Genomic DNA, 20684 nt, shown 5'->3' on the forward strand with positions numbered 1-20684 from the left:
CTTTCCCGGATTATCGTTTCCGGTCAGCGTCCTTCGGCGAACGGGGTCAGCTTCTTCCAGAATCCGCAATGATGCTGACGCGGGATGTCGGTCGTGAGCCTGCTGTCCCCCGCGGCGTTGAGCGACATGACGACGGGATTCTCAGCAGTGAAACGATCCCAACGCGGAGTGCCGTCCACGGTCGGATCACCGGTGCGGGCGAACCCGGTCCACTGCGCGACGAGCTGGTCGGACAGGACCTGCTGATTCGGCGCGAGTTCGACGCCGTCCGGGAACAGCAGGAGCCATTCGGCGATGTGGTAGGCGCCGTTCGGTTTGGTGGGATCGAGGAAGAACTGCGGCGGGACGTCCGTATCGTCCATCTGGTAGGCGAAGACCGGGAGGTGTTCGGCCAGCCGTTCGTTGTTGATCATCGAAGGGCAGACCGAGTTGGAGTCGGCCACGATCGTCCGGAAGGCGAGGAACGGCGCGGGCGCGGGGAACCGGGTCAGCGGATAGAGGCGTTGGACCGCGGTGGCGTGCTTGCCGTACTGCTGGCGCACCAGTTTCTCGTAGTCGGCCGGAGTCGAGGCGGACGGCAACTGTGTCTCGTCGCGAGCGACGCCGTGCATCAGCGCGACGTCGTTGACGCGCCCGGTGGCGAAGGCCTCCCCTGGCGACATCGGCAACGTCTTCCCGTCCACGATCGGCGCGACCGTCCCGTTGTCGGGGTTTCTCCCGTGATCCGCCTGCTTGAGCAACACCGCGGCAGGCGTCTTACGCAGGCAGGCGGCTGCTTCGGCGACGTCGCCGCAACCGACGGCCGCGGCGAACCGTGCCCCGGTGCGCTGAGCCTGCGCTTCGGTGGGCAGCTTCGCTTTGCAGTCCTGCGCCTGCCACACGGTGTCGACGCCGAGCAGCGAGTTGTACTCGCCGCTTTCGCTGATACCGCGCTGGAACAACCCCGCCGAGGCGGGCGAAATCGTGTGGGCGCAGACGCTCGACCCGCCGGCGGAAGCACCGTAGATCGTCACGTTGCGGGGGTCGCCGCCAAACCGCGAGATGTTGCGCTGCACCCAGCGCAACGCGGCCTGCTGATCCTGCAGTCCGTAGTTCCCGGCCTGCGCGCCGAACGCCTCGTGGGCCAGGAAACCGAAGATCCCCAGCCGATAGTTGACCTCCACGCTGACGACGTTGCCTGCCGTCACCAAGCGGCTCGCGTCCTGCGGTTTCCACAGCAGGAACCCGCCTCCATGGAGCTGCACCATCACCGCGAGCGGGCCGGGGCCGCGCTTGGCGGGCACCCGGACCGTCAGGTTGAGGCAGTCCTCGTCGTCGGAGCCCGGCCCCGCGCCTGCCGGTTGCGCGCACTGGTTTCCCTCGGTTGTCGCGACGAACGGCTCGGTCCACGGGGTGGGCCGCCGCGGCGGCTTCCACCGCAGTTCGCCGGTCGGCGGTGCGGCGTAACGGATCCCTTGCCACGACGTGACCGCGGCGCCGGCGACACCGCACACCGGCCCGTCATCGGTCGTCACCGTGGTACCCGGCGAACAGGCCGGTGTGGGTTGCTTCGCTTCGCGCAGATCACCGGCCATGGACGCCGAGCCTGCCAACGGCGTCATCAGCACGACGGCCGCCACGACGGCGGCCACCTTTCTGTCGAGTCTCATCCGTCCTCCTTCACTCCCGCCCGGCACGAGGGGACGAACGAGAGATTCGCGATTCAACGAGTGGACATCCACAGACCGAACGAAACGGCCTACCGGCGCGGGCACGACGGCGACAGTGCCCGTGTCCCGATCTTTCCAGTCTGGCCACGCCCGATCCCGGCGCAACCACCGTTCGGTCGCGCCGGGATTGTCAAATCGCGGGAGGACATGGTCTTTCGCCGGGTTGGTCTCTCCACTTCGGACGGACAGGCCGCGAAACTCAGTGGTCCTGGCGGCCTTCACGTTCGCGGAGGACACGGGCTTCCCGGCGGCGCAGGTCGGCCCGTTCCGACCAGCCGTCGATCAGGTCGTAACCCGCGATGCAGAGGCCGAGCAGGCCGAGGATGCCGACGATCACCGCGGCGGGGATCAGGTCCAGCTTCGAGCACAGCACCGCCGCCGCCATCAGAACGGCACCGATGCCGAGATTCCACTTGCCGAAGCCGCTCATGCTCGTTCCTGATTCCGTAGAGAAGACGCGATCAGGGAGACATGATGCCGCACGGCGGACGCGAGCGTGGAGATTCGGGACGTGACGTGTCCCGAATCTCCACACCCTTCTAGGACTCGTCGAGGAGATCTTCGATCACGATGGGGATGTGCCGCACCCGGATGCCGGTGGCGTTGTGGACGGCGTTCGCGACCGCCGCCGCCATCCCGACGGTGCCGATCTCGCCGAGACCCTTCGCGCCGACCGAGTTGTGCAACGTGTCCGGGTACTCGACGAAGTGGACGTCGACCTCGGGGATGTCCGCGTTCACCGGGATCAGGTAGCTCGCGAAATCCCCGTTGGCGAAGCGCCCGTTCTCCTCGATCTCCAGCCCCTCGTGCAGAGCGGCCGAGACACCCCAGATCATGCCGCCCATGATCTGGCTTCGCGCCGCCTTCGGGTTGATGATCCGACCGGCGTCGAACACCCCGAGCATGCGCGACACCCGGATCTCGCGTGTCCATTTGTGCACGCGGACTTCGCAGAACTGTGCTCCGAACGAGCTGAACGAATGCTTCGTCAGCTCCTCGCCGGGCGCCGAAGAACCGGTCACGGACAGCGCCGGCCGGCCAAGAGCGCGCAACAGCTCGCCGAAGGTCATCATCCGCTCGCCGGCCTGCACGCGACCGTCCGCGTAGGCGACCTCCATGCCTTCGAACGGCGCACCCGGGGCCGACGCCAGCGCCAGCAGCTCGTCGATCGCCTTGGCGGCGGCGATCATGATGGCCGTCCCGGCGCTCGCGGTCGCCGTCGAACCGCCGGACATACCTCCGGACGGCAGGCGCGAGTCACCGAGCCGCGCCTTGACCCGATCCGGCGAGATGTCGAGCGACTCCCCGCCGACCAGGGAGAGCACGGTCAGCAGGCCCGTGCCCGGGTCGGCCCCGCTGGTCGCGACGGCGGCCGTGTCGTCGGGCAGCAGGGTGATCTCGACCGTGGCCGGGAATCGCAGCGCGGGGAACATGGCGGTGGCCGTGCCCATGCCCACGAGCCAGTCGCCGTCGGTCCGCCCTTCGGGTGAGCGGTCGGCCCAGCCGAACCGCTCCGCGCCGACCCGGAAGCATTCGTCGAGATGCTTGCTCGACCACTGCAGGTCCTTGCCGGGCGGAGCGGTCGAGTTGTTCCGCTGCCGCAGCTCGATCGGGTCCATGCGCAGCGCGACCGCGAGTTCGTCGATCGCGCTTTCCAGCGCGAAAGACCCGGGCGCTTCTCCCGGTGCCCGCATGAAGGTGGTCGGCGGGATGTTGAGCGGCACCATCTTCTGGCTGATGGACAGGTTGCGGGTGGCGTACCACTCGCGCGAGGTGCCGTGCGAGGTCGGCTCGACGAACGACCGGTCCATGGGCGTGCTGCACCACGAGTCGTGCTGGAGCGCGTTGAGCGTGCCGTCGTGTTCCGCGCCGAGGGCGATCTTCTGCACCGTCGCGGCCCGGCCCGCGGTCGCGGTGAAGACCTGTTCCCGGCTGAGCACGGCCTTCACCGGCCTGCCCAGCGCCCTCGCCGCGGCCGCGGCCAGGAACGCCGGGGTGGACGTGTGTCCCTTCCCACCGAACGCACCGCCCACGAACGGGTTCACCGCGTGCACCTCGGTCGGCTCCACGCCGAGCGCCATCGCCAGTTCCGCCGCCTGCAGATCGGAGGCCTGGTTGCCGCTGTGGATCGTGAGTCCGTCGGGCCCCCAGACCGCGACCGCCGAATGCGGTTCCATCGCGGCATGATTCTGCGTCGCGGTGGTGTACGTGGCCTCGACGACCACCGGACTCTCCGCGAGCGCCTCTTCGATCGACTCGACCCCCTCGGCGAGGATCGCGAGGGACGACGGACCGCCCCGCCCGTCAGGCGCGTCTTCGGCCGAGGCGAGGCCGTCCTGCAGCGAAGTCAGGGCGGGCCGGGTCTGATAGAAGACCTCGACCAGCATCGCCGCGTCGCGCGCCTGCTCGTACGTCTCGGCGACCACGAAGGCGATCGGCTGGCCGTAGTAGGTGACTTCCTTGTCCTGCAAAGGAACCCAGGTCTCACCCATGACCGGCGTCGCGGGCGTGTGCAACTGCAGCGTGTCGAACGGCGTGTACACCCCGACCACGCCCGGAGCTTCCTTCGCCGCCGTGACGTCCATCAGGTCGATCTCACCGTGGGCGACGGTGCTCAGTACGACGTAGCCGTGGACCAGCCCGGGAAAAGTGAAGTCCGCCCCGTACTCGGCCCGGCCGGTGACCTTCAGCGGCCCGTCCACCCTGCTGGTCATGAGCGGTTCCCTTCGGTCAGTTCGAGCAGCGCGCGGACGATGGTCCGCCGCAGCAACGACGGCTTGAACGCGTTCGCGGACAGCGGGCGCGCGCCCACGGCGGCCAGCGACGCCGCCTCTTCGAAAGCGGTGACGGTCGCGGGCGCGCCCCGCAGGGCCTCCTCGACGGCCGGCAGCCGCCACGGCACGGTCGCCACACCGCCCGCCGCGACCCGGGCATCGACGATGCGCGAGTCCTCGACCCGCAGCGCGACCGCCGCGGAACACAGCGCGAACTCGTAGGACTGCCTGTCACGCACCTTGACGTACGTGGAGTTCGACGCCCAGTCCAGCCGAGGGACCACCACCTCGGCGATCAGCTCGCCGGGCCGCAGATCGGTCTCGACCTCGGGGGTCTCACCGGGCTGCCGGTAGAACGAGGCCAGGTCGACGGTGCGGCTCCCGCTCTCGCTGACCAGCCGGAGCCGCGCGTCGAGGGCGACCAGGGCGACGGCGACGTCGCTGGCGTGGGTCGCCACGCACGCATCGCTCGTGCCCAGCACGGCGTGCATCCGGTTGGCGCCCTCGATCGCCGGGCAGCCGCTGCCCGGCACCCGCCGGTTGCACGGCATGGCGACGTCACGGAAGTACGAGCAGCGCGTGCGCTGCATGAGGTTTCCGCCGATGCTGGCCATGTTCCGGATCTGCTGGGACGCGCTGAGCAGCAGCGCCCGGGAGATCATCGGGTACACCCCGGCGTGTCCGGCGATGTCGCCCATCCGCTCCAGCGCGCCGAAGCGCAGCCCGTCGGTGGTGTCGATGCCGCGCAGCGGGACCGCGTTGATGTCCAGGACCTGTCGTGGTGTCAGGACGTTCAGCTTCATCAGGTCGACGAGGGTGGTGCCGCCCGCGAGGAAGGTGCCGGGCGAAGCGACCGCGTCTTCGACGGTCTCGGGTGCGAGAAGCTCAAAGGGACGCATCGGCCCTCCTCGCCTGCTCGACCGCCGCGATGATGTTCGGGTACGCCGCGCACCGGCAGAGATTGCCGGACATGAACTCGCGGACGTCCTCGACGTCCTGTTCGACGGCGGCGACCGCCGACATGATCTGCCCGGACGTGCAGAATCCGCACTGCAGGGCGTCCTGGTCCACGAACGCCTGCTGGACCGGATGCAGAACGTCCTCAGTGGACAGTGCTTCGACCGTGGTCACCGGCTGTTTCACGGTGGCGGCCAAGGTGAGACAGGACAGCACCGGCCGTCCGCCGACGTGCACCGTGCAGGCGCCGCACTGCCCCCTGTCGCAGCCCTTCTTCGGACCCGTGACGGCGAGCCGCTCTCGCAGCGTGTCCAGCAGGGTCACCCCGGGATCGACACTCAGGTGTTCCGTCCTGCCATTGACTTCGAGTGAGATGTCCACTGAAACTCTTTCCGCAGATCGTCCTGGCCGCGGCCAGGACGGCGTAGGTTGAGGTGGTGGGAGTCCGTTCGTGAATCGAAACGGATATTCATCCGCTTCGATTCAAGTTAGCGGATCGCGATCCACCCGGCAAGGTCGGTGTCCACTCCTGGAGTCGCTCCAGGTTTCCCGGTTCCCTCGGCTACATTCACGGAGAACGGGATCGGTGGACAGGAGGGCAGATGACGACGGGTTCGGTCAATCCCCGGCGTGCGGACACCCGGCGCAACCACGAGCGCATCCTCGCCACCGCCGCGAAGTCGCTCGCCTGCTCCGGTGAAGTGTCGTTCAACGCCATCGCGAAGCAGGCCGAGGTCGGCGTCGGCACGGTGTACCGGCACTTCCCCACCCCGGAAGCCCTCATTCTGGCGGTGTACCGGCGCGAGGTGCGCCAGCTGGTCGAGATCGTGCCCAGCCTGCTCGAGAAGTACCCGCCGGACCAGGCTTTCCGAGTCTGGACGACCGATCACCTGGCGCACTACATGATGACCAAACGCGGCCTGGCCGACGCCTTGCGCGCCGCGGGAGCCTCACGCGGAGAGCTGCCGGCGGGCGCCTATCAGGACATGGTCCGGGCCGTCTCCACCTTGCTGCAGGCCAATGTCGAGGCGGGCACCGTCCGCGCGGACCTGAAGCCCGAGACCATCCTGCGCGGCCTCGGCGGGCTGCTCTACCTCGACCCGAAGGGCGAATGGCGAAGCGACGTCGCGAGCCTTCTCGACCTGCTCTGGCGCGGGATGGGCACCGGCCGAGCCTGACCATCCACAGTGGACGCCATATTCGGAATCGATGCCAGGAACTTATTGAGCGGTAAGGCAAAGGTGTCGTGGTCGCTCACCCGCGCCGACCACGTCGCCGCCGGCGCCCGTGTCGCGAAAGCCACTTTCGCGACGTCTGATGTCCCGAAAGTGGCTTTCGCGACACGTTCGACAGGCGGAAGAGCGCGGTGACCCCTACGCCACGTTTGCCTTACCCACCAATAAGCGGCAGCGCCTATCGAGTCCGTGAAGGCCTCCTTCCCCACCTTGAGAGTAGGGAAGGAGGCCTTCACGGACCCATCAACCGTCGTCGGCGAACTATCAGTGACGAACGGGCATATCTGCTGGAGCTGGGCCTTCACACGCAAAGTCGGCGCAGCGGTCTCACGGCCGCGGGATGTTGCGGAGGTTGGCCCGGGCGAGATCGATCATCCGGCCGACCCCGCCTTCGAGCACGACCTTGCTCGCGGCCAAGGCGAATCCACCGAGCTGACCGGCGGTGATGTGCGGCGGGACGGACAGCGCGTTCGCGTCCGTCACGACATCCACCAACGCGGGTCCGTCGTGACTCAAGGCTTCCTTGAGCGCCGCGCGCAGGCGGGTCGGATCGGTCACCCGCTCGGCACGCAGTCCGGCGCCGCTGGCGATCGCGGCGAAGTCCACCGGGCGGTGATCGGTCTGATAGTCGGGAAGGCCGTCCACCAGCATCTCCAGCTTCACCATGCCGAGCGAGGAGTTGTTGAACGTCACGATCTTGACCGGAAGGTCGTGCAGGGCCACGGTGAGCAGTTCGCCGAGCAGCATGCCCAGTCCCCCGTCGCCGGACATCGACACGACCTGGCGCCCCGGGTAGGCGAACTGCGCGCCGATGGCGTGCGGCAGGGCGTTGGCCATGGTGCCGTGCAGGAACGACCCGATGACCCGGCGGCGCCCGTTGGGCGTGAGATACCGGGCCGCCCACACGTTGCACATGCCGGTGTCGACGGTGAAGATCGCGTCGTCGGCGGCAAGTTCGTCGAGGAGGTCCGCGGCGAACTCCGGATGGATAGGCACGTGCCGTTCGACGTTGCGGGTGTAGGCGTCGACGACCTGCTCCAGCGTTTTGCAGTGATCACGCAGCATCCGGTCCAGGAACGTGCGGTCGGACTTGCGCCGCAGGAGCGGCAGCACGGCCCGCAGGGTCTCCCGCACGTCGCCGTGCACCGCCAGTTCCAGCGGTGTGCGACGGCCCAGCCGGGTCGCGTCGTGGTCGACCTGCACGGTCCGCGCCTGGGGAAGGAAGGAGTCATAAGGGAAATCGGTGCCGAGCAGGACCAGCAGATCCGCGTCGTTCATGGCCCGGTAGCAGGCGCCGTAGCCGAGCAGACCGCTCATCCCGACGTCGAACGGGTTGTCGTACTGGATCCACTCCTTGCCGCGCAGGCTGTGGCCGACCGGCGCCTGCACGGTCCCGGCCAGCTCCATCACCTCCGCGTGCGCGCCGCGCACTCCGGCACCGGCGAACAAGGTGACGGTCTCGGCGTCGTTGATCAGCTCGGCGAGCCGGGCCACCTGCGGCTCGGGCGGCACGACCGTCCCGTGCTCGGTGACCGGCACTCCGTTCCCGGTGGGAGCGACGGCGTCGAGATGCGCGACGTCACCAGGCAACACCAGCACCGACACCTCGCCGCGGGACAACGCGTGCTGCATGGCGATCCGCAGCACCCTCGGCATCTGGGCCGGCCTGCTGATCTGCTCGCAGTAGCCACTGCAGTCGACGAACAGCCGCTCGGGATGGGTCTCCTGGAAGAACCCGGTCCCGATCTGACCGGACGGGATATGCGAAGCGAGCGCGAGAACCGGGGCTCCCGTGCGGTGCGCGTCGTAAAGTCCTTGCACCAGATGGGTGTTGCCGGGACCGCAGCTGCCGGCGCACACCGCGAGCCGTCCGGTCAGCTGGGCCTCGGCCGCCGCCGCGAACGCGCCCGCCTCCTCGTTGCGCACGTGCACCCATTCGATACCCGGTGTCCGGCGGATGGCATCGACGATGGGGTTGAGGCTGTCTCCGACCACGCCGTAGATCCGCTCCACCCCGGCCTGAACCAGGACTTGGACGAACTGCTCGGCGACGTTGGGCTTGGCCATCAGGACCCCTTCGATGCTTCGGCGGCGGCAACACCTTCATGATCCACGTGCGAGCGCGGCCGCGCAGGTCCTAGCCGAGCTCGGCCGCCGTGCCGACCACCACCGCGTAGAGATCACCGATCGTGGCGAGCGCCGCGCGGTGCTGTTCGGCGGCGGTCACCGGTCCGGCGACGGACGGGAGCGGGCGCGTGGCGCAGGCGGCGGCCACCACGGTCGGGTTGTTCCCGCGCAGGAACGCGCCTTCCGCGGTGAACGTGACGCACATATGCGTCATGAACCCGGCCACGACGACGTCCTGGTGCCCAGCGGCGTCGACCAGTTCCCCCAGCCGGGTTCCGACGAACGAGTTCGGCGCGGTCTTCACCACGACCTCCTCGCCCGGAGCGGGGGCGACCCGCTCGTGGATCCGGCCGATGTCCTGCTGGAGGTCGTACGGGCTGCCCTCGCCGCCGTCGTGCATGACGTGAACGACCGTCGCGCCCGCGGATCGGGCGCGCGCCAGCAACGTGGCCGCCTCGTCGAGCGCCGCTTCCCAGCCGTCGAGCTCCATCACGCCGCGCGTGTAGGTGTTCTGGTAGTCGACGAGGATCACCGTCGCGTTCGAGAGTACGGCGGGGGTCGTCGGCAGGGTGCTGATTTCGCGGAGAGTGGTGCTGGTCATCGTGTTTCCTTCGCTTTCCGTCGGTACGGCTACCATCTTGGCTGACCCGATTCGATATCGAGATACGGAATCGGGTCAGACAGGGTCGAGATCGGCCGACATCCGCGGAAAGAGGGATCGATGAGTGCTCCGAGGGTGGCCGTCCTGGCGTTCGAGGGGATCAGCCCGTTCCACCTCGCCGTACCGTCGCTGGTGTGGGGCCCGGAATCCCCGGCGGGCGACATGGAGCCGTGGCCGCTCACGGTCGTCGCCACCGAACCGGGCAGGCTCACCACGAGCGCCGGATACACGATCGACGTCTCCGCGGGGCTCGATGCCCTCGCGGACGCCGACATCGTCGTCGTGCCCTGGTGGTCCGCTCCGGAAACCGCGACGCCCGCGCCCGTGTCCGCCGCCCTGCGGGCCGCGCACGAACGCGGAGCCCTCGTCGTCGGGCTCTGCCTGGGGGTGTTCGCCCTCGCGGACGCCGGCATCCTGGACGGCCGCGCCGCGACGACCCACTGGAAATGGATCGAGACGTTCCAGCGGCGCTTCCCGTCGGTCGAGCTGCGCCCCGAGGAGCTGTACGTCGACGAGGGCGACGTCGTGACCGGCGCCGGTGCGACCGCCGGGATCGACACCTGTCTTCACTTGCTCGCCCGCACGGAAGGCCAGGTCGTCGCCAACCGCGTCGCCCGCCGGATCGTCGCGGCGCCGCACCGTCCCGGCGGCCAGGCCCAGTTCATCGAACTTCCCGTACCCGCCGCGGAAGAGGATCCGCTCGCCGAGGTGATGAGCTGGGCGCGAGCCCACCTGGGCACGCAACACAGCATCGACGGCCTCGCCGCCCGGGCGCATATGAGCCGCAGTACGTTCACCCGCTCGTTCCGCGCCCGCACCGGGACCACCGTCCACAACTGGCTTGTCGCGCAACGTCTCGCGCGGGCGCGGCACCTGCTCGAGACGACCTCGCTCGGCGTCGACGCCGTGGCCGCACAGTCCGGCTTCGGCACGCCCGCCCGGCTTCGCGAGCACTTCGCCACCGCGCTGGGCACGACGCCGACCCGCTACCGGGTCGAGTTCTCCGCCCCGCGCTGACCAGCCGCGAGACGAGTGAGCAATCCATTTCTCATACACGGCGGGAAAGTGGAATCATCATTTCCGCAAAACCCGGCGAAGCCGCCGAAAGGGCCATGTCCTACACTTCGCTTTTCACATCGATGAATAACTCACCCCCGAGGGTGAGCTCAATCGAGTGCATTGCCCGGCGGAACTGGATCGAAGAAGCCGTTCCGGGGCAAGATGATCGGGCACGAGGACCGGCGCGACGGAGGACCATGTGGAGCTGTGCGGAACCCCCATCTTCGACTCTTTGGTCGAGGAGACACGGCGGACCCGGGACGGCGAGGACCATTCCGAATCGAATGGGAAGCACGCCGATTCCGACAACGAAAACAAATGACGGTCGCAGCGAGGCCATGAATATCCGAAATTACTTTTCATCCTGATTCAGGTGAATTCGCACCGGTGGAACTCTGCAGATCGTCGAGCAGTCCCAGCTGGCCGGTTATGACCCCGGTCAGAATCCCGCGCGCGACGGCGAGCAGTTCGGCGACCGACGGACTGGTCAGGGAGTAGGAGACGGTCGTGCCGTCCTTGTGCGGCACCACCAGGTTGGCCCGGCGCAGGACGGCGAGCTGCTGGGACAGGTTGGCGGGCTCGATACCGAGGTCGGCCAGCAGCTCGGAGACGTGATGGTCCCGCTCGCTGAGCAGTTCGAGCACGCGGATCCGGACGGGATGCCCCAGCGTTTTGAAGAACTCCGCCGTCGCCTGATACAGGGGGCTGTTCATCGGCATCCCTTCCCCGCAGAGCCGTCCGCACCTCCCTGATCGTGCCCGACATCGAGGGCGGCCGAACGTCACCTCACACGGAACGGGCACGACCACACCCGATCAGGGCACAAACTCGCGGTTCTTGAGCAGCACCGCATATCCATTAATTGCATATTTATGCAAGTCTGCATATCAGAGAAGGTGAGAACACCTGTGAGTCACGGCATGCGGGATTCCGCGAGCCTCTTGTCGAGCCTCCGGCCTGCCACGAGGAGCGGACGGTGACCACACGCCACACCATCCCCGCCGCGGCCACCCGGGCTCATCTGGTCCTCGCCGCGCACGCGGCGGAACTGGCCGATCTCGCGGCGAACGCCGCCAGGGTGGACGCGTCCACCCCGCCGGACCACTCCGGCCTGATCGGGATGGCGCAGCAGATCGTCGAGGCGGCGGTGGTCGCCGCGCGACTCGACGGAAAGACCTGGCAGGAGATCGCGGGCGGTCTCGACGGGGAGACACCGAAGTCGGCTCGAACCCGGTATTGGCCCTCGGTCGCACGGTTCCGGGCGGACCCCTTCCCGGCGCAGGGCTCCCGTCGCGAGGGTGTGCCGGGAAACACCGAGCAGACGACCCTCCGCCTTCGACGCCTGCCCACGGTGGAACAGCGGTCCGACACGACCACCGAGCCCACGACTCGCGCGCCTGCCGGACACTTGGCCCTGGTCACGATCCCGGCCGAGCAGAGCGACCCCGAACCGCCTGCCGTGGAAGCCCGCCTGAAGATCGCGGAACGGCTCGTCGCCGCCTACGAGCGGATCGCGACCAACGACCGGCAGCCCCCGCAATGGATACTCGACGGACTGGCCCACGCCCGTCGCACGGCCGCGGAACTGCGCGGCCACGCCGGGACGCCGGCTGAATGACCTGCCGCGACAGGAAGCTACACCGACGTCGCGAGACCGGCTTCGCGGTCCAACTCGTGCTCGTCCTCGGTCTGCGTCCGCGACACCATCTTCGCGACCAGATCGAAGATCGGCGTAGCTTCCTGCGGGAAGGTCACGCTCTGCTGGTTCGCGCTCTCGGCGATCATGAACTGCTACTCCTCAAGGGTGACGACTACAGCGACTGTTCACTCTAACGGCCGGGTATCGATCACGGGCCGTATCCGGAGTTTTGGTCGCTCCCCCTGAGGCGATCATCACCAGATGCGCACCTCTTGCCGGTGCTGCCCTCGGCCCCGGGGTTGCGAAAGCCACTTTCGCAACGTTGAAGGTTGCGAAAGTGGCTTTCGCGGCACACCTCCAGACCGGACAGGACCTGCGGATTCCCTACTGCGGCGGGCCACAGCGCTCGATCGCGTCCAGCAGGATCGCGCAGGCGAGGTCGATCTCCTCGGCGGTCACGGTCAGCGGCGGCATCAGCCGGATCACGCTGTCGTCCCGGCCGCCGAGTTCGACGATCAGCCCGTGCTGCAACGCGTACGCCTGCACGGCGCGGGCGTATCCGCCGGCCGGGCGGCCGTCGCGCGGATCAGCCAGCTCGATCCCCCACATCAGGCCGAGGCCGCGCACTTCGCGGACCCAGACGTCGCCGTGCAGGGCGCCGAGCCGTTGCGCGAGTTGTCGCCCGCGCTGCCGGACATTGCCGAGCACGTCGTCCCGCCGGATGATGCGGACCGCCGCCGCGCCGGCGGCGAACGCGGCCTGGTTGCCGCGGAACGTCCCGGTGTGCGCGCCGGGTGCCCAGCCGTCCAACCGCCGGTCGTAGAAGATCACCGCCACCGGGAGTCCCATCCCGCTCAAGGCCTTCGAGGCGATGATCACGTCGGGCTCGATGTCGTAGTGCTCGAACGCGAACCAGGTCCCGGTGCGGCCGCAACCGGTCTGCACCTCGTCGACGACGAGCGGGATGTCCAGTTCCGCGGTCAGCGCACGGACCCGGCGCACGAAGTCGCGGTCCGCCGGGATGATCCCGCCTTCGCCCTGCACCAATTCCAGGATCAGCGCGGCGGGAAGGGGGATGCCGCCGTTGGGATCTCGCAGCGACCGTTCCAGCAGGCCGACGCAGTTGGTCGCGCAGGTGTCCGGCGAAAGCCCCACCGGGCACCGGGCGCAATAGGAGTATGGGAAGAAATGCACGCCGGGCACGCCGTTGGCGATCGGCCGTTTCTGGGCGACGAGCCCGGTCAACGCCATCGCGGCGTGACTCGAGCCGTGGAACCCGCCCTGGAAGGACACCAGGTCACCGCGTCCGGTCGCGGTCTTGCACAGTTTGATCGCGGCGTCCACGGCGTTGGCGCCACCGGGACCGCAGAAATGCATCCGCATCCGTGAGCTCAGGCCCGGCGGCAGCATGGACAGCTGGGCGTCGACGAACTCGCGTTTCGCCGCCGTCGGGAAGTCCAGGCCGTGGGTGAGTACGTGCATCTGTTCGGTGGCCGCGTGCACCAGTTCGGGATGGTTGTGGCCGAGGGAGAGTACGCCCGCGCCCGCCAGGAAGTCGACGAAGACGTTCCCGTCCATGTCCCACAGGTAGCTGCCCTCCGCGCCCGCGATGGCGATCGGCAGATGGCGTGGATACGCCCGCGCACTGGATTCCCACTGTCGTTGGTGTTCGAGGAACTCGGCCGAACGCGGCCCGGGCAGGGCACCTTCGACGCGAGGGGCGAGTGCCGGTCTCGCCGTGGGAGTCCGGGTCATGGCAGCCTCCTTGCCGCGGTGATCTCTTCCGCCGTGTCGAGTTCGACCGCTGGATTGGCGTACCAGCGGGTCCGGGCCGGTGCCGAGGTGCCCTTCATCAGGAACGCGTCCGCTTCGGCGATCGCCCCGTCCGCCATCGTCACTCCATAGTGGACGAAGGAGCCGGTGCTGAGGGTGCACCCCGCGCCGATGTCGATGTAGTCGGATTTGAACGTGCCGTCCTCGAGCGAATGTCCTTGCACGACGGTGTGCAGGTTGAGCACGCAGTCGTCGCCGATGCTCACCAGCGACCGTTCCGGGATCGCGCAGCCGTCGTCGAAGACCCGACGACCGATTCGGACGCCGAGGCGACGCAGCAGGAACGGTTTGAACGCCGTCCCGTTGAACAGCGCGAGGTAGCGGGCCGGGCTGAGCTTCCAGAACCGCTCGTGCCGCCAGAAGACCGGATCGTAGATCGAGCAGAACCTCGGCCGCAGCGCCCGGAAGCCCTGCACGGCGAGTTCCGCCACCACGAGGAACGCGACCGAGAACACGAGTGTCGCCACGATGCCGACACCGACCGCGAGCGGGCCGATCCGCTCGTGCAGGGCGCCGGCCGCCGTACCGATCAACAGGATTCCGAGCAGGTGCAGCCAATGCACGAGCAGGTAGACGCCGATAGTGGCGGTGTTGTGGCGGTTCTTCGCCCGCAGGCCCCGGCGCAGCGCGTCCCCGCTGCCGAGATGCTCGAATCCGGTGTCGCGGCGGACGGTCCGGGGAATCTCGAAGGCGGGCGACCCCAGCAGGCCGACGTTCTCCCGGACCGGCCCGTCCAGCGGAACCAGGACCTTGGTGGCCAGCAGGCAGTTCCGGCCGATCCGCGCGTCCGGCGGGAAGGCGATCTCGTTGCCCAGGAACGCCTCCGGCGCGACGGACGTCCTGCGCAGCCGGAACGACGAGGACGAGAAGTCGGCGTTGAGCAGCGAAAGACCGTCCGAGACCATCGTCCCGGTGCCGACCGTGCTGAGGAACGGCGTCTCGTGCTTGACCTCGACCCCGAAGTTGGATCCGGTCTGCTGGACCTTCGACAGGTCGTATCCCAGCGCGCGCAGGTAGTACACGATGTAGCTGCTGTCGCCGAACAGGTACGTGTACGCGCGCATGTTGGTCAGCCGCGCGATCAACCGCTGGATGGCGAAATGCCTGCCGTAGAGCGGATAGACACGATCCGGCCGGAGGAAGAGGCCGAGCAGGCGCGGGATCACGAGGACGACCGCGAGTCCGGCGAGCAACGCCCCGAAGTACAGCAGAGCGGAGTCGAGGATCCGGCCGCGGTAGAAGGCCCAGCTCGTGAAGTCCGTCGTCGTGGTGAGCCAGCGGTCGACGAACACGTCGGCCCCGCCCAGGGTCACGGGAAGCGTCACCGAGAGCAGGAGCAGCAGGCTGGACGCGCAGAAGACGATCGGCCTGAGCCTGCCGCGCGGGACCGTTCCCAGCGCCCGGTAGTCCACTGTGGAGAGGCGGGCGGGCGACCCGTGCCAGCTTTCGCCGTCGGGGACCGATTGCCCGGAGTTCAACGACGACGAGTGGCCGAGCTGCGAGTCGTGGCCGAGCGCCGTGCCGATGTCGAGCACGGTCATCTCACCGACGAAGGCGTTGTCTCCGAGGGTGACCCGCCCGGCCTGGATCCGCCCCGCCCTGGCGCGGTAGCAGGAGAAGTACGCGTCCTTCCGGATGACCGCCCCGGCGCCGACGCTGAACAGATCGGTGCACACCGGCGGGTTCCGCGACAGGATCACGGCGCCTTTGCCGATGTCCGCGCCGAGCGCCCGCAGGTACCACGAGTACAGCGGCGTACCGATGAACAGCATCAGCGGGCTGAACCTGACCAACGTCCTGACCGTCCAGAAGCGCAGATAACCGACGCTCCACAACGGGATCTCCCCCGGCTTCCACCGGCCGACGATCGCCCACTTCGCCACGATCGGCACCACGGACAGGATGACGAAGACGACGAGCCCGAGCCCGGCGGCGCGTGCGTAGCTCTCGACGAAACCCGTCGCGGCGGAGATCCAGGCGAATCCCGTGTCCAGGATCCAGCCCGAACCGGCGGCATACGCCAGAAACGCCAAGAGCTGGAACACTCCACAAAGGACGTACGACACGGTCGACGCGCGGCGTGGCTCCTCGGCGCGGGCGACCGTCACGTGGGCCGCGGCAGCGGTCGACTCGGCGAGACCGCGAACGGTGGGGTTGAGGTACACGTCCCTGGCCGACAACGGCGCGAGATCTCCGCGTTCCCGGATCACCGCGCAGAACTTGGCCAGCAGCAGGGAGTCGGCCCCGTAGTCGTCGAAGAAGTGTCCCGTCGCCGAGATCCGCTCGATCCCGAGGACACCGCCCAACGCCTCCGCCAAGCGGAGTTCGGTCTCGGTGGCCGGTGCCACGTAGCCGACGTCGTTTCCGGCTCTTCGCGGACCGCTGGGCGCAGGGAGATGCTTGCGGTCGGCCTTGCCCGCCGGGGTCAGCGGGATGTGATCGAGCCTTTCGAGATAGGCGGGCACCATGTAGCCCGGCAGCAGTTCCGCCAGGCGACCACGGAGCTCACCGGGATCGACATCCGCCTGGTCCCGGCGCAGGCTGTAGTAGGCGACCAGTTCGACGGTGCCGGGTTCCGGATGGTGGGTTTCGACCACCGCCTGGGCGATTCCGGGGATCTGCAGGAGGACCGACTCGATCTCGGTGAGCTCGACCCGGTAGCCACGGATCTTCACCTGGGTGTCGGCGCGGCCGTGGTATTCGATCTCGCCGTCCGGGGTGATCCGGCCCAGGTCACCGGTGCGGTAGATGCGCTGGGACGGATTGTGCCCGATGCCGAGGAAGTCCGGGATGAACGCGCGCTCGGTCAGGTCGGCCCGGTTGAGGTAGCCGCCGGCGAGCCCGATCCCGGCGATGCCGATCTCGCCGAGCTCACCCGCGGCCAGCGCCCTTGGCTCATCCGGGTCGAGGATGACCACGGAATAGGTCGGCAGGGGCACGCCGATGGTCACCGGCCGATCGGGCCGCAGCACCGACCACGTCGCGGTGACGGTGGCCTCCGTCGGGCCGTAGACGTTGAGGAACCGCCTGTCCGGGCGATACCAGCGGCGCACGAGGTCTTCGGGGCACGCTTCACCGGACACCAGGAGGAATCTCAGCAGCGGCAGGTTCTCGTCGAGGCTGGCCAGCAGGGTCGGGACGCAGCACAGCGCGGTGACCTTGTTCTCCCGCAGGAATTCGAGGAGGTCGTGACCGACGAGCGCCGCGCCGCCGGGTTTCGGCACGAGCGTCGCGCCGCTGAGCAACGGCACCCAGATCTCCTCGACCGAGAAGTCGAACGCGATCGTCATGCCCTGGTAGACCCGGTCGGTGTCCTGGATGCCGTAAACCTCGGCGGCGACCTGGACGAAATTGCAGATCGAGGCATGGTCGATCGTCACGCCCTTCGGCCGCCCGGTCGAGCCGGACGTGTAGACGACGTAACAGAGTTCGTCGGCCGGTGCACCCTTTTCGACTGCGGTGAGCCGCTCGCCCGAAAACCCGGCGATGCGATCCGAGTCCTCGTCGACACAGACCACCTCGACACTGCCCGGCTCGAACCGGTTACGCAGGTCGGCGGTCGACACCACGAGCCGGACGCCGGCGTCCTTGACGATGTAGGCCAGGCGGTCGTCCGGAAACCCCGCGTCCAGCGGCACATACGCCGCGTTGACCTTGAGCACGGCGAGCATCGCGACGTAGGGGTGAACCGGCTCGCCGAACAACAACCCGATCCGGTCGCCGGGTCGCACCCCGTGGGCTCGCAGATGCCGGGCGAGCCGGTTCGCCCGCTCGTCCAAGCCGTCGAACGTGAGCTTCTCGCCTTCGGCGTCGACCGCGAGGCGGTCGCCGAGGCCGTCGGCTCGCAGCCGGTCGCAGAGCCGCTCGTACAACTCTTCCAGCCGATCGCCGACCCGCCATCGAATCCGCTGGTCGTGTCCGTCGCAGGTCAGGACCAGGCCATCGGTGGTGAACTGGCCCGACGGCAGTCCGTAGGGGCTCATGTCCTGTCCGCCGACAAGCCGAACGAGTCGTGCAGGGCGCGGACGGTCGTGTCCACGGCGTCGGCGGGGATCACGGCGGTGAGGCGCGACTGCGATGTCGTCATCGCGGGCACCGTGACCCGGTGGTCGGCGAGGACCCGCAGTAACTCGGGCAGGAACCCGGGCGGATCGAGCAGCGCGGTGCCGACCACGGAAACCGAGCCGAGTTCCTCGAAGACCGTGGAGCGGGCGTCCAGTTCCATCGCGAGCCGGGTGATCGGCAAGCCGAGCGGCTCGGTCCCCCGGACGGTGAACCGCAGTTCGCCGGGATCGGGCCAGCTCAGATTGTCCGGCCGCACCCCGCAGCCCGCCAGCGTCGCGAGAACGCGCGCGTAGTGGTCCGGGCCGGAGGCCGAAACCTCGACGCGGACGAGCCGCACGTCGCGCTCGTGGGCGATGCCGATGACGCGGGGAGTGCCTTCCAGCGACGGTTCTTCCGCCGTCACGACGGTCGACGGGCCGGGATCCGACGCGTGCGTCACCCGCACCGCCACTCCGTGACGGCGCGCGAGCTCGACGGATCTGGGATGTAGCACCCGCGCGCCGAGCCCGGCGAGTTCCACCATGGCGTCGTACGAGATCGTCCGGACAGCCCGGGTGTCTTGCACGATCCGAGGATCGGCCGTGCGAACGCCGTGCACATCGGTCCGGATCTCGCATTCGGAACCGCCGAGCGCGGCCGCGAGCGCCACCGCGGTGGTGTCGGAACCGCCTCGGCCCAAGGTCAGCAGTTCTCCGTCGGCGTCGCGCCCCTGAAACCCGGCGACCACGACGACCCGCGCGTCACGCAGCCGGGCGACGATCTTGCCCGGATCGACCCGCACGATGGTCCCCGCGCCCGGTTCGCCCGCGACCTCGATCCCCGCCTGGTCACCGGACAACGAGACGGCCTCGATCCCGCGCTCGGCCAACGCCATCGCGAGCACCGACGCGGACACCTGTTCACCCGTCGCCATCAACTGGTCGAGTTCCCGGGGCGCGGGTGGTTCGGCGAACTCGCCCGCCAGCGCGATCAACCGGTCGGTGCTGTCCCCCATCGCCGACACGACCAGGACGACCCGATCTCCCGCTTCGGCGATCGCGGCCACTTCTGCGGCCACGTCGTTCACCATTTCCGGTGTGGCCAGCGACGAGCCTCCGTATTTTCGTATGACCAGTCCTTCGTTTCGTGTCTTCGACAGGGGCGGGTTCGGGCTGACATCGAGTTTCGGGGAAAAATTCACCATTTTCCTTAATAGGTAGCCACAGTGGCCGCATTCGCGGTGGGGTATAAGGCGGAGTTCGGAAGTACCTGCCGGACAAGATGCCCTGGCGGAGGTGACAGGTTTGGAAAGTAGTGCGGGACACTTTCCACGGGTACCTCCGTAAGTACGAAAGATCGGTCGTCCGTTTCTCCCAGGCCATAACCCGACGACAGTGCGCAAGGTTATGACGGCAAACAGCCGAGTTCGATGGAATTAGGGCAGACGAATGACGTATTCGCAGTGACTTCGAAATTCGAGAGAACGACGGCGTGACAAAACGGAACGAATTTCCCCACTCGCCGGAGATTACGAGATCCTTTTACCCGCCCGAAGCCGAGGAGGAACCCGTCAAAATGACCATGCCGCGCGCGGCGGCCGAAACCCAGCATTTTTCCCACTGTTCGGAAAGAGGACATGACGACGCGCGGTCCCATATCGTGGACCGAGTCGTCGTATGTCCTTTGTGGAGTTTCAGCTGGAAGTCGCTATCGAGCCGGTCCGGCTCAGCGCGCCTCGAAAGGGTCGTCGCTTGGTACAGCGGGCCGGATGACGGCGACAGGGCACTCCGCATGGGCGATCAACGCCTGGCTCGTCGAGCCCAGGAGCATCCCTTCGAACCCGCCGCGGCCACGGCAGCCGACGACGAGCAGGCCCGCCCGCTTGCCGAGTTCGAGCAGGGCGCGGACGGGGCGCCCCTGCCGCAGGACGACCTCGACCGGCACCTCCGGGTACTTGTCCCGCCACGGAGCCACTTGCTCTTCGATCGACTTCCGCTCGTCGTCCTCGACCCGATCCGACAGGTCGGACCAGGTCCGGACGACGGTCAGCCCGGCGTTCCGCGAATTCGCTTCGTCGAAGCCGAACCCGAGGGCGCCCTCGCTCGCCGGAGAACCATCCGTGCCGACCACGATCCGGTCCTCGTCGCGCCACGCGCCGCGGACCACCACGATCGGGCAATGACCGTGTTTGGCGAGCGCGACCGCGGTGGAACCGATCAACGGTCCGGTGAACCCGCCCAGCCCCCGTGATCCCAGCACCAGCATCGTCGCCCTGGTGGACTCCTGGACCAGCGCGGGCACCGCGCTCCACTCCCGGACCGCGGTCTCGACGACCAGGCCCGGAAAGCGGGCCAGCACCGCCTCCCGCACCTGGGACACCCACTCTTCCCCCAGACCGGCGAACCCCGCTCGGATCGTCTCGGCCGGCGGAAGGACACTCGGTACCTTCGCGAGCGGCACGGCGTAGACATGGACGAGCCGGAGCGGCACACCCCGTCGTGAAGCGGCGCCCGCCGCCCAAAGGGCCGCCGTCCTCGCCGAGCGGGATCCGTCGATCCCGGCGACGATCGAACCTTCCGTGGCGATCGGCATCCCGGCTCCTTTCGAGGTCGGACCCGCTGTTGTGGGCCGGTCCCAGTCTCGAAT

At 68.3% G+C, this 20684-nt stretch carries 16 protein-coding genes; 3 read left to right on the top strand and 13 right to left on the bottom strand.

What is annotated here, in order from left to right; translation table 11 throughout:
• Window positions 1-23: 23 nt before the first annotated feature.
• From AMK34_RS04820 to AMK34_RS04840, 5 genes are all read right to left on the bottom strand, one after another.
• Window positions 24-1649 (bottom strand): carboxylesterase/lipase family protein, encoded by a 1626-nt coding sequence (locus tag AMK34_RS04820; RefSeq protein WP_073843208.1) that lies wholly within the window; start codon window positions 1647-1649, stop codon window positions 24-26.
• Window positions 1650-1908: 259 nt separating this feature from the next.
• Window positions 1909-2139, bottom strand: coding sequence for a hypothetical protein (locus tag AMK34_RS04825; RefSeq protein WP_073843210.1), 231 nt, complete (start codon window positions 2137-2139; stop codon window positions 1909-1911).
• Between the two features lie 109 nt (window positions 2140-2248).
• Complete coding sequence (locus AMK34_RS04830) at window positions 2249-4423, bottom strand: xanthine dehydrogenase family protein molybdopterin-binding subunit (protein WP_073843212.1); 2175 nt, start codon at window positions 4421-4423, stop codon at window positions 2249-2251.
• Complete coding sequence (locus AMK34_RS04835; protein WP_073843214.1) at window positions 4420-5382, bottom strand: FAD binding domain-containing protein; 963 nt, start codon at window positions 5380-5382, stop codon at window positions 4420-4422. The genes AMK34_RS04830 and AMK34_RS04835 overlap by 4 nt, the downstream gene beginning before the upstream one ends.
• The gene (locus AMK34_RS04840) at window positions 5369-5821 is read right to left on the bottom strand and encodes a (2Fe-2S)-binding protein (RefSeq protein ID WP_038513372.1); all 453 of its coding nucleotides are present in this window, start codon (window positions 5819-5821) and stop codon (window positions 5369-5371) included. Before AMK34_RS04840 ends, AMK34_RS04835 begins: the two co-directional genes overlap by 14 nt.
• 221 nt (window positions 5822-6042) lie before the next feature.
• Between AMK34_RS04840 and AMK34_RS04845 the strand changes: the two genes are divergently transcribed.
• Window positions 6043-6618, top strand: coding sequence for a TetR/AcrR family transcriptional regulator (locus AMK34_RS04845; protein ID WP_073843215.1), 576 nt, complete (start codon window positions 6043-6045; stop codon window positions 6616-6618).
• A gap of 384 nt (window positions 6619-7002) precedes the next feature.
• Here the strand turns inward: AMK34_RS04845 and AMK34_RS04850 are convergent, their stop codons facing one another.
• Together AMK34_RS04850 and AMK34_RS04855 are read right to left on the bottom strand one after the other, a co-directional pair.
• On the bottom strand, window positions 7003-8742 hold the full coding sequence (locus tag AMK34_RS04850) for a pyruvate dehydrogenase (protein WP_073843217.1): 1740 nt from the start codon (window positions 8740-8742) through the stop codon (window positions 7003-7005).
• 70 nt (window positions 8743-8812) lie between these two features.
• Window positions 8813-9403 (bottom strand): cysteine hydrolase family protein, encoded by a 591-nt coding sequence (locus AMK34_RS04855; RefSeq protein ID WP_073843218.1) that lies wholly within the window; start codon window positions 9401-9403, stop codon window positions 8813-8815.
• 120 nt (window positions 9404-9523) lie between these two features.
• Between AMK34_RS04855 and AMK34_RS04860 the strand changes: the two genes are divergently transcribed.
• On the top strand, window positions 9524-10480 hold the full coding sequence (locus AMK34_RS04860; protein ID WP_073843219.1) for a helix-turn-helix domain-containing protein: 957 nt from the start codon (window positions 9524-9526) through the stop codon (window positions 10478-10480).
• 401 nt (window positions 10481-10881) lie between these two features.
• On the opposite strand, the gene AMK34_RS04865 is transcribed toward AMK34_RS04860, so the two are convergent.
• Entirely contained in the window at window positions 10882-11235 is a 354-nt protein-coding gene (locus AMK34_RS04865) for an ArsR/SmtB family transcription factor (RefSeq protein ID WP_073844572.1), read from the bottom strand.
• A 263-nt stretch (window positions 11236-11498) separates the two neighbouring features.
• Between AMK34_RS04865 and AMK34_RS04870 the strand changes: the two genes are divergently transcribed.
• Window positions 11499-12140 carry a hypothetical protein gene (locus tag AMK34_RS04870; protein WP_073843221.1) on the top strand — a complete coding sequence of 214 codons (642 nt, stop codon included), beginning with the start codon at window positions 11499-11501 and terminating at the stop codon, window positions 12138-12140.
• Window positions 12141-12157: 17 nt separating this feature from the next.
• Here the strand turns inward: AMK34_RS04870 and AMK34_RS43115 are convergent, their stop codons facing one another.
• The 5 genes from AMK34_RS43115 to AMK34_RS04890 form a co-directional block, all read right to left on the bottom strand.
• The gene (locus AMK34_RS43115; RefSeq protein ID WP_198941630.1) at window positions 12158-12307 is read right to left on the bottom strand and encodes a hypothetical protein; all 150 of its coding nucleotides are present in this window, start codon (window positions 12305-12307) and stop codon (window positions 12158-12160) included.
• 238 nt (window positions 12308-12545) lie between these two features.
• Window positions 12546-13916, bottom strand: a complete 1371-nt coding sequence (locus tag AMK34_RS04875; RefSeq protein WP_073843223.1) for an aspartate aminotransferase family protein — start codon at window positions 13914-13916, stop codon at window positions 12546-12548.
• On the bottom strand, window positions 13913-17977 hold the full coding sequence (locus tag AMK34_RS04880; RefSeq protein WP_073843224.1) for a Pls/PosA family non-ribosomal peptide synthetase: 4065 nt from the start codon (window positions 17975-17977) through the stop codon (window positions 13913-13915). The genes AMK34_RS04875 and AMK34_RS04880 overlap by 4 nt, the downstream gene beginning before the upstream one ends.
• Window positions 17974-19242 (bottom strand): aspartate kinase, encoded by a 1269-nt coding sequence (locus AMK34_RS04885; RefSeq protein WP_073843226.1) that lies wholly within the window; start codon window positions 19240-19242, stop codon window positions 17974-17976. The genes AMK34_RS04880 and AMK34_RS04885 overlap by 4 nt, the downstream gene beginning before the upstream one ends.
• 521 nt (window positions 19243-19763) lie before the next feature.
• Complete coding sequence (locus AMK34_RS04890) at window positions 19764-20630, bottom strand: universal stress protein (protein WP_073843228.1); 867 nt, start codon at window positions 20628-20630, stop codon at window positions 19764-19766.
• Window positions 20631-20684 lie beyond the last annotated feature (54 nt).

Source organism: Amycolatopsis sp. CB00013 (assembly GCF_001905755.1).
Classification (GTDB): domain Bacteria; phylum Actinomycetota; class Actinomycetes; order Mycobacteriales; family Pseudonocardiaceae; genus Amycolatopsis; species Amycolatopsis japonica.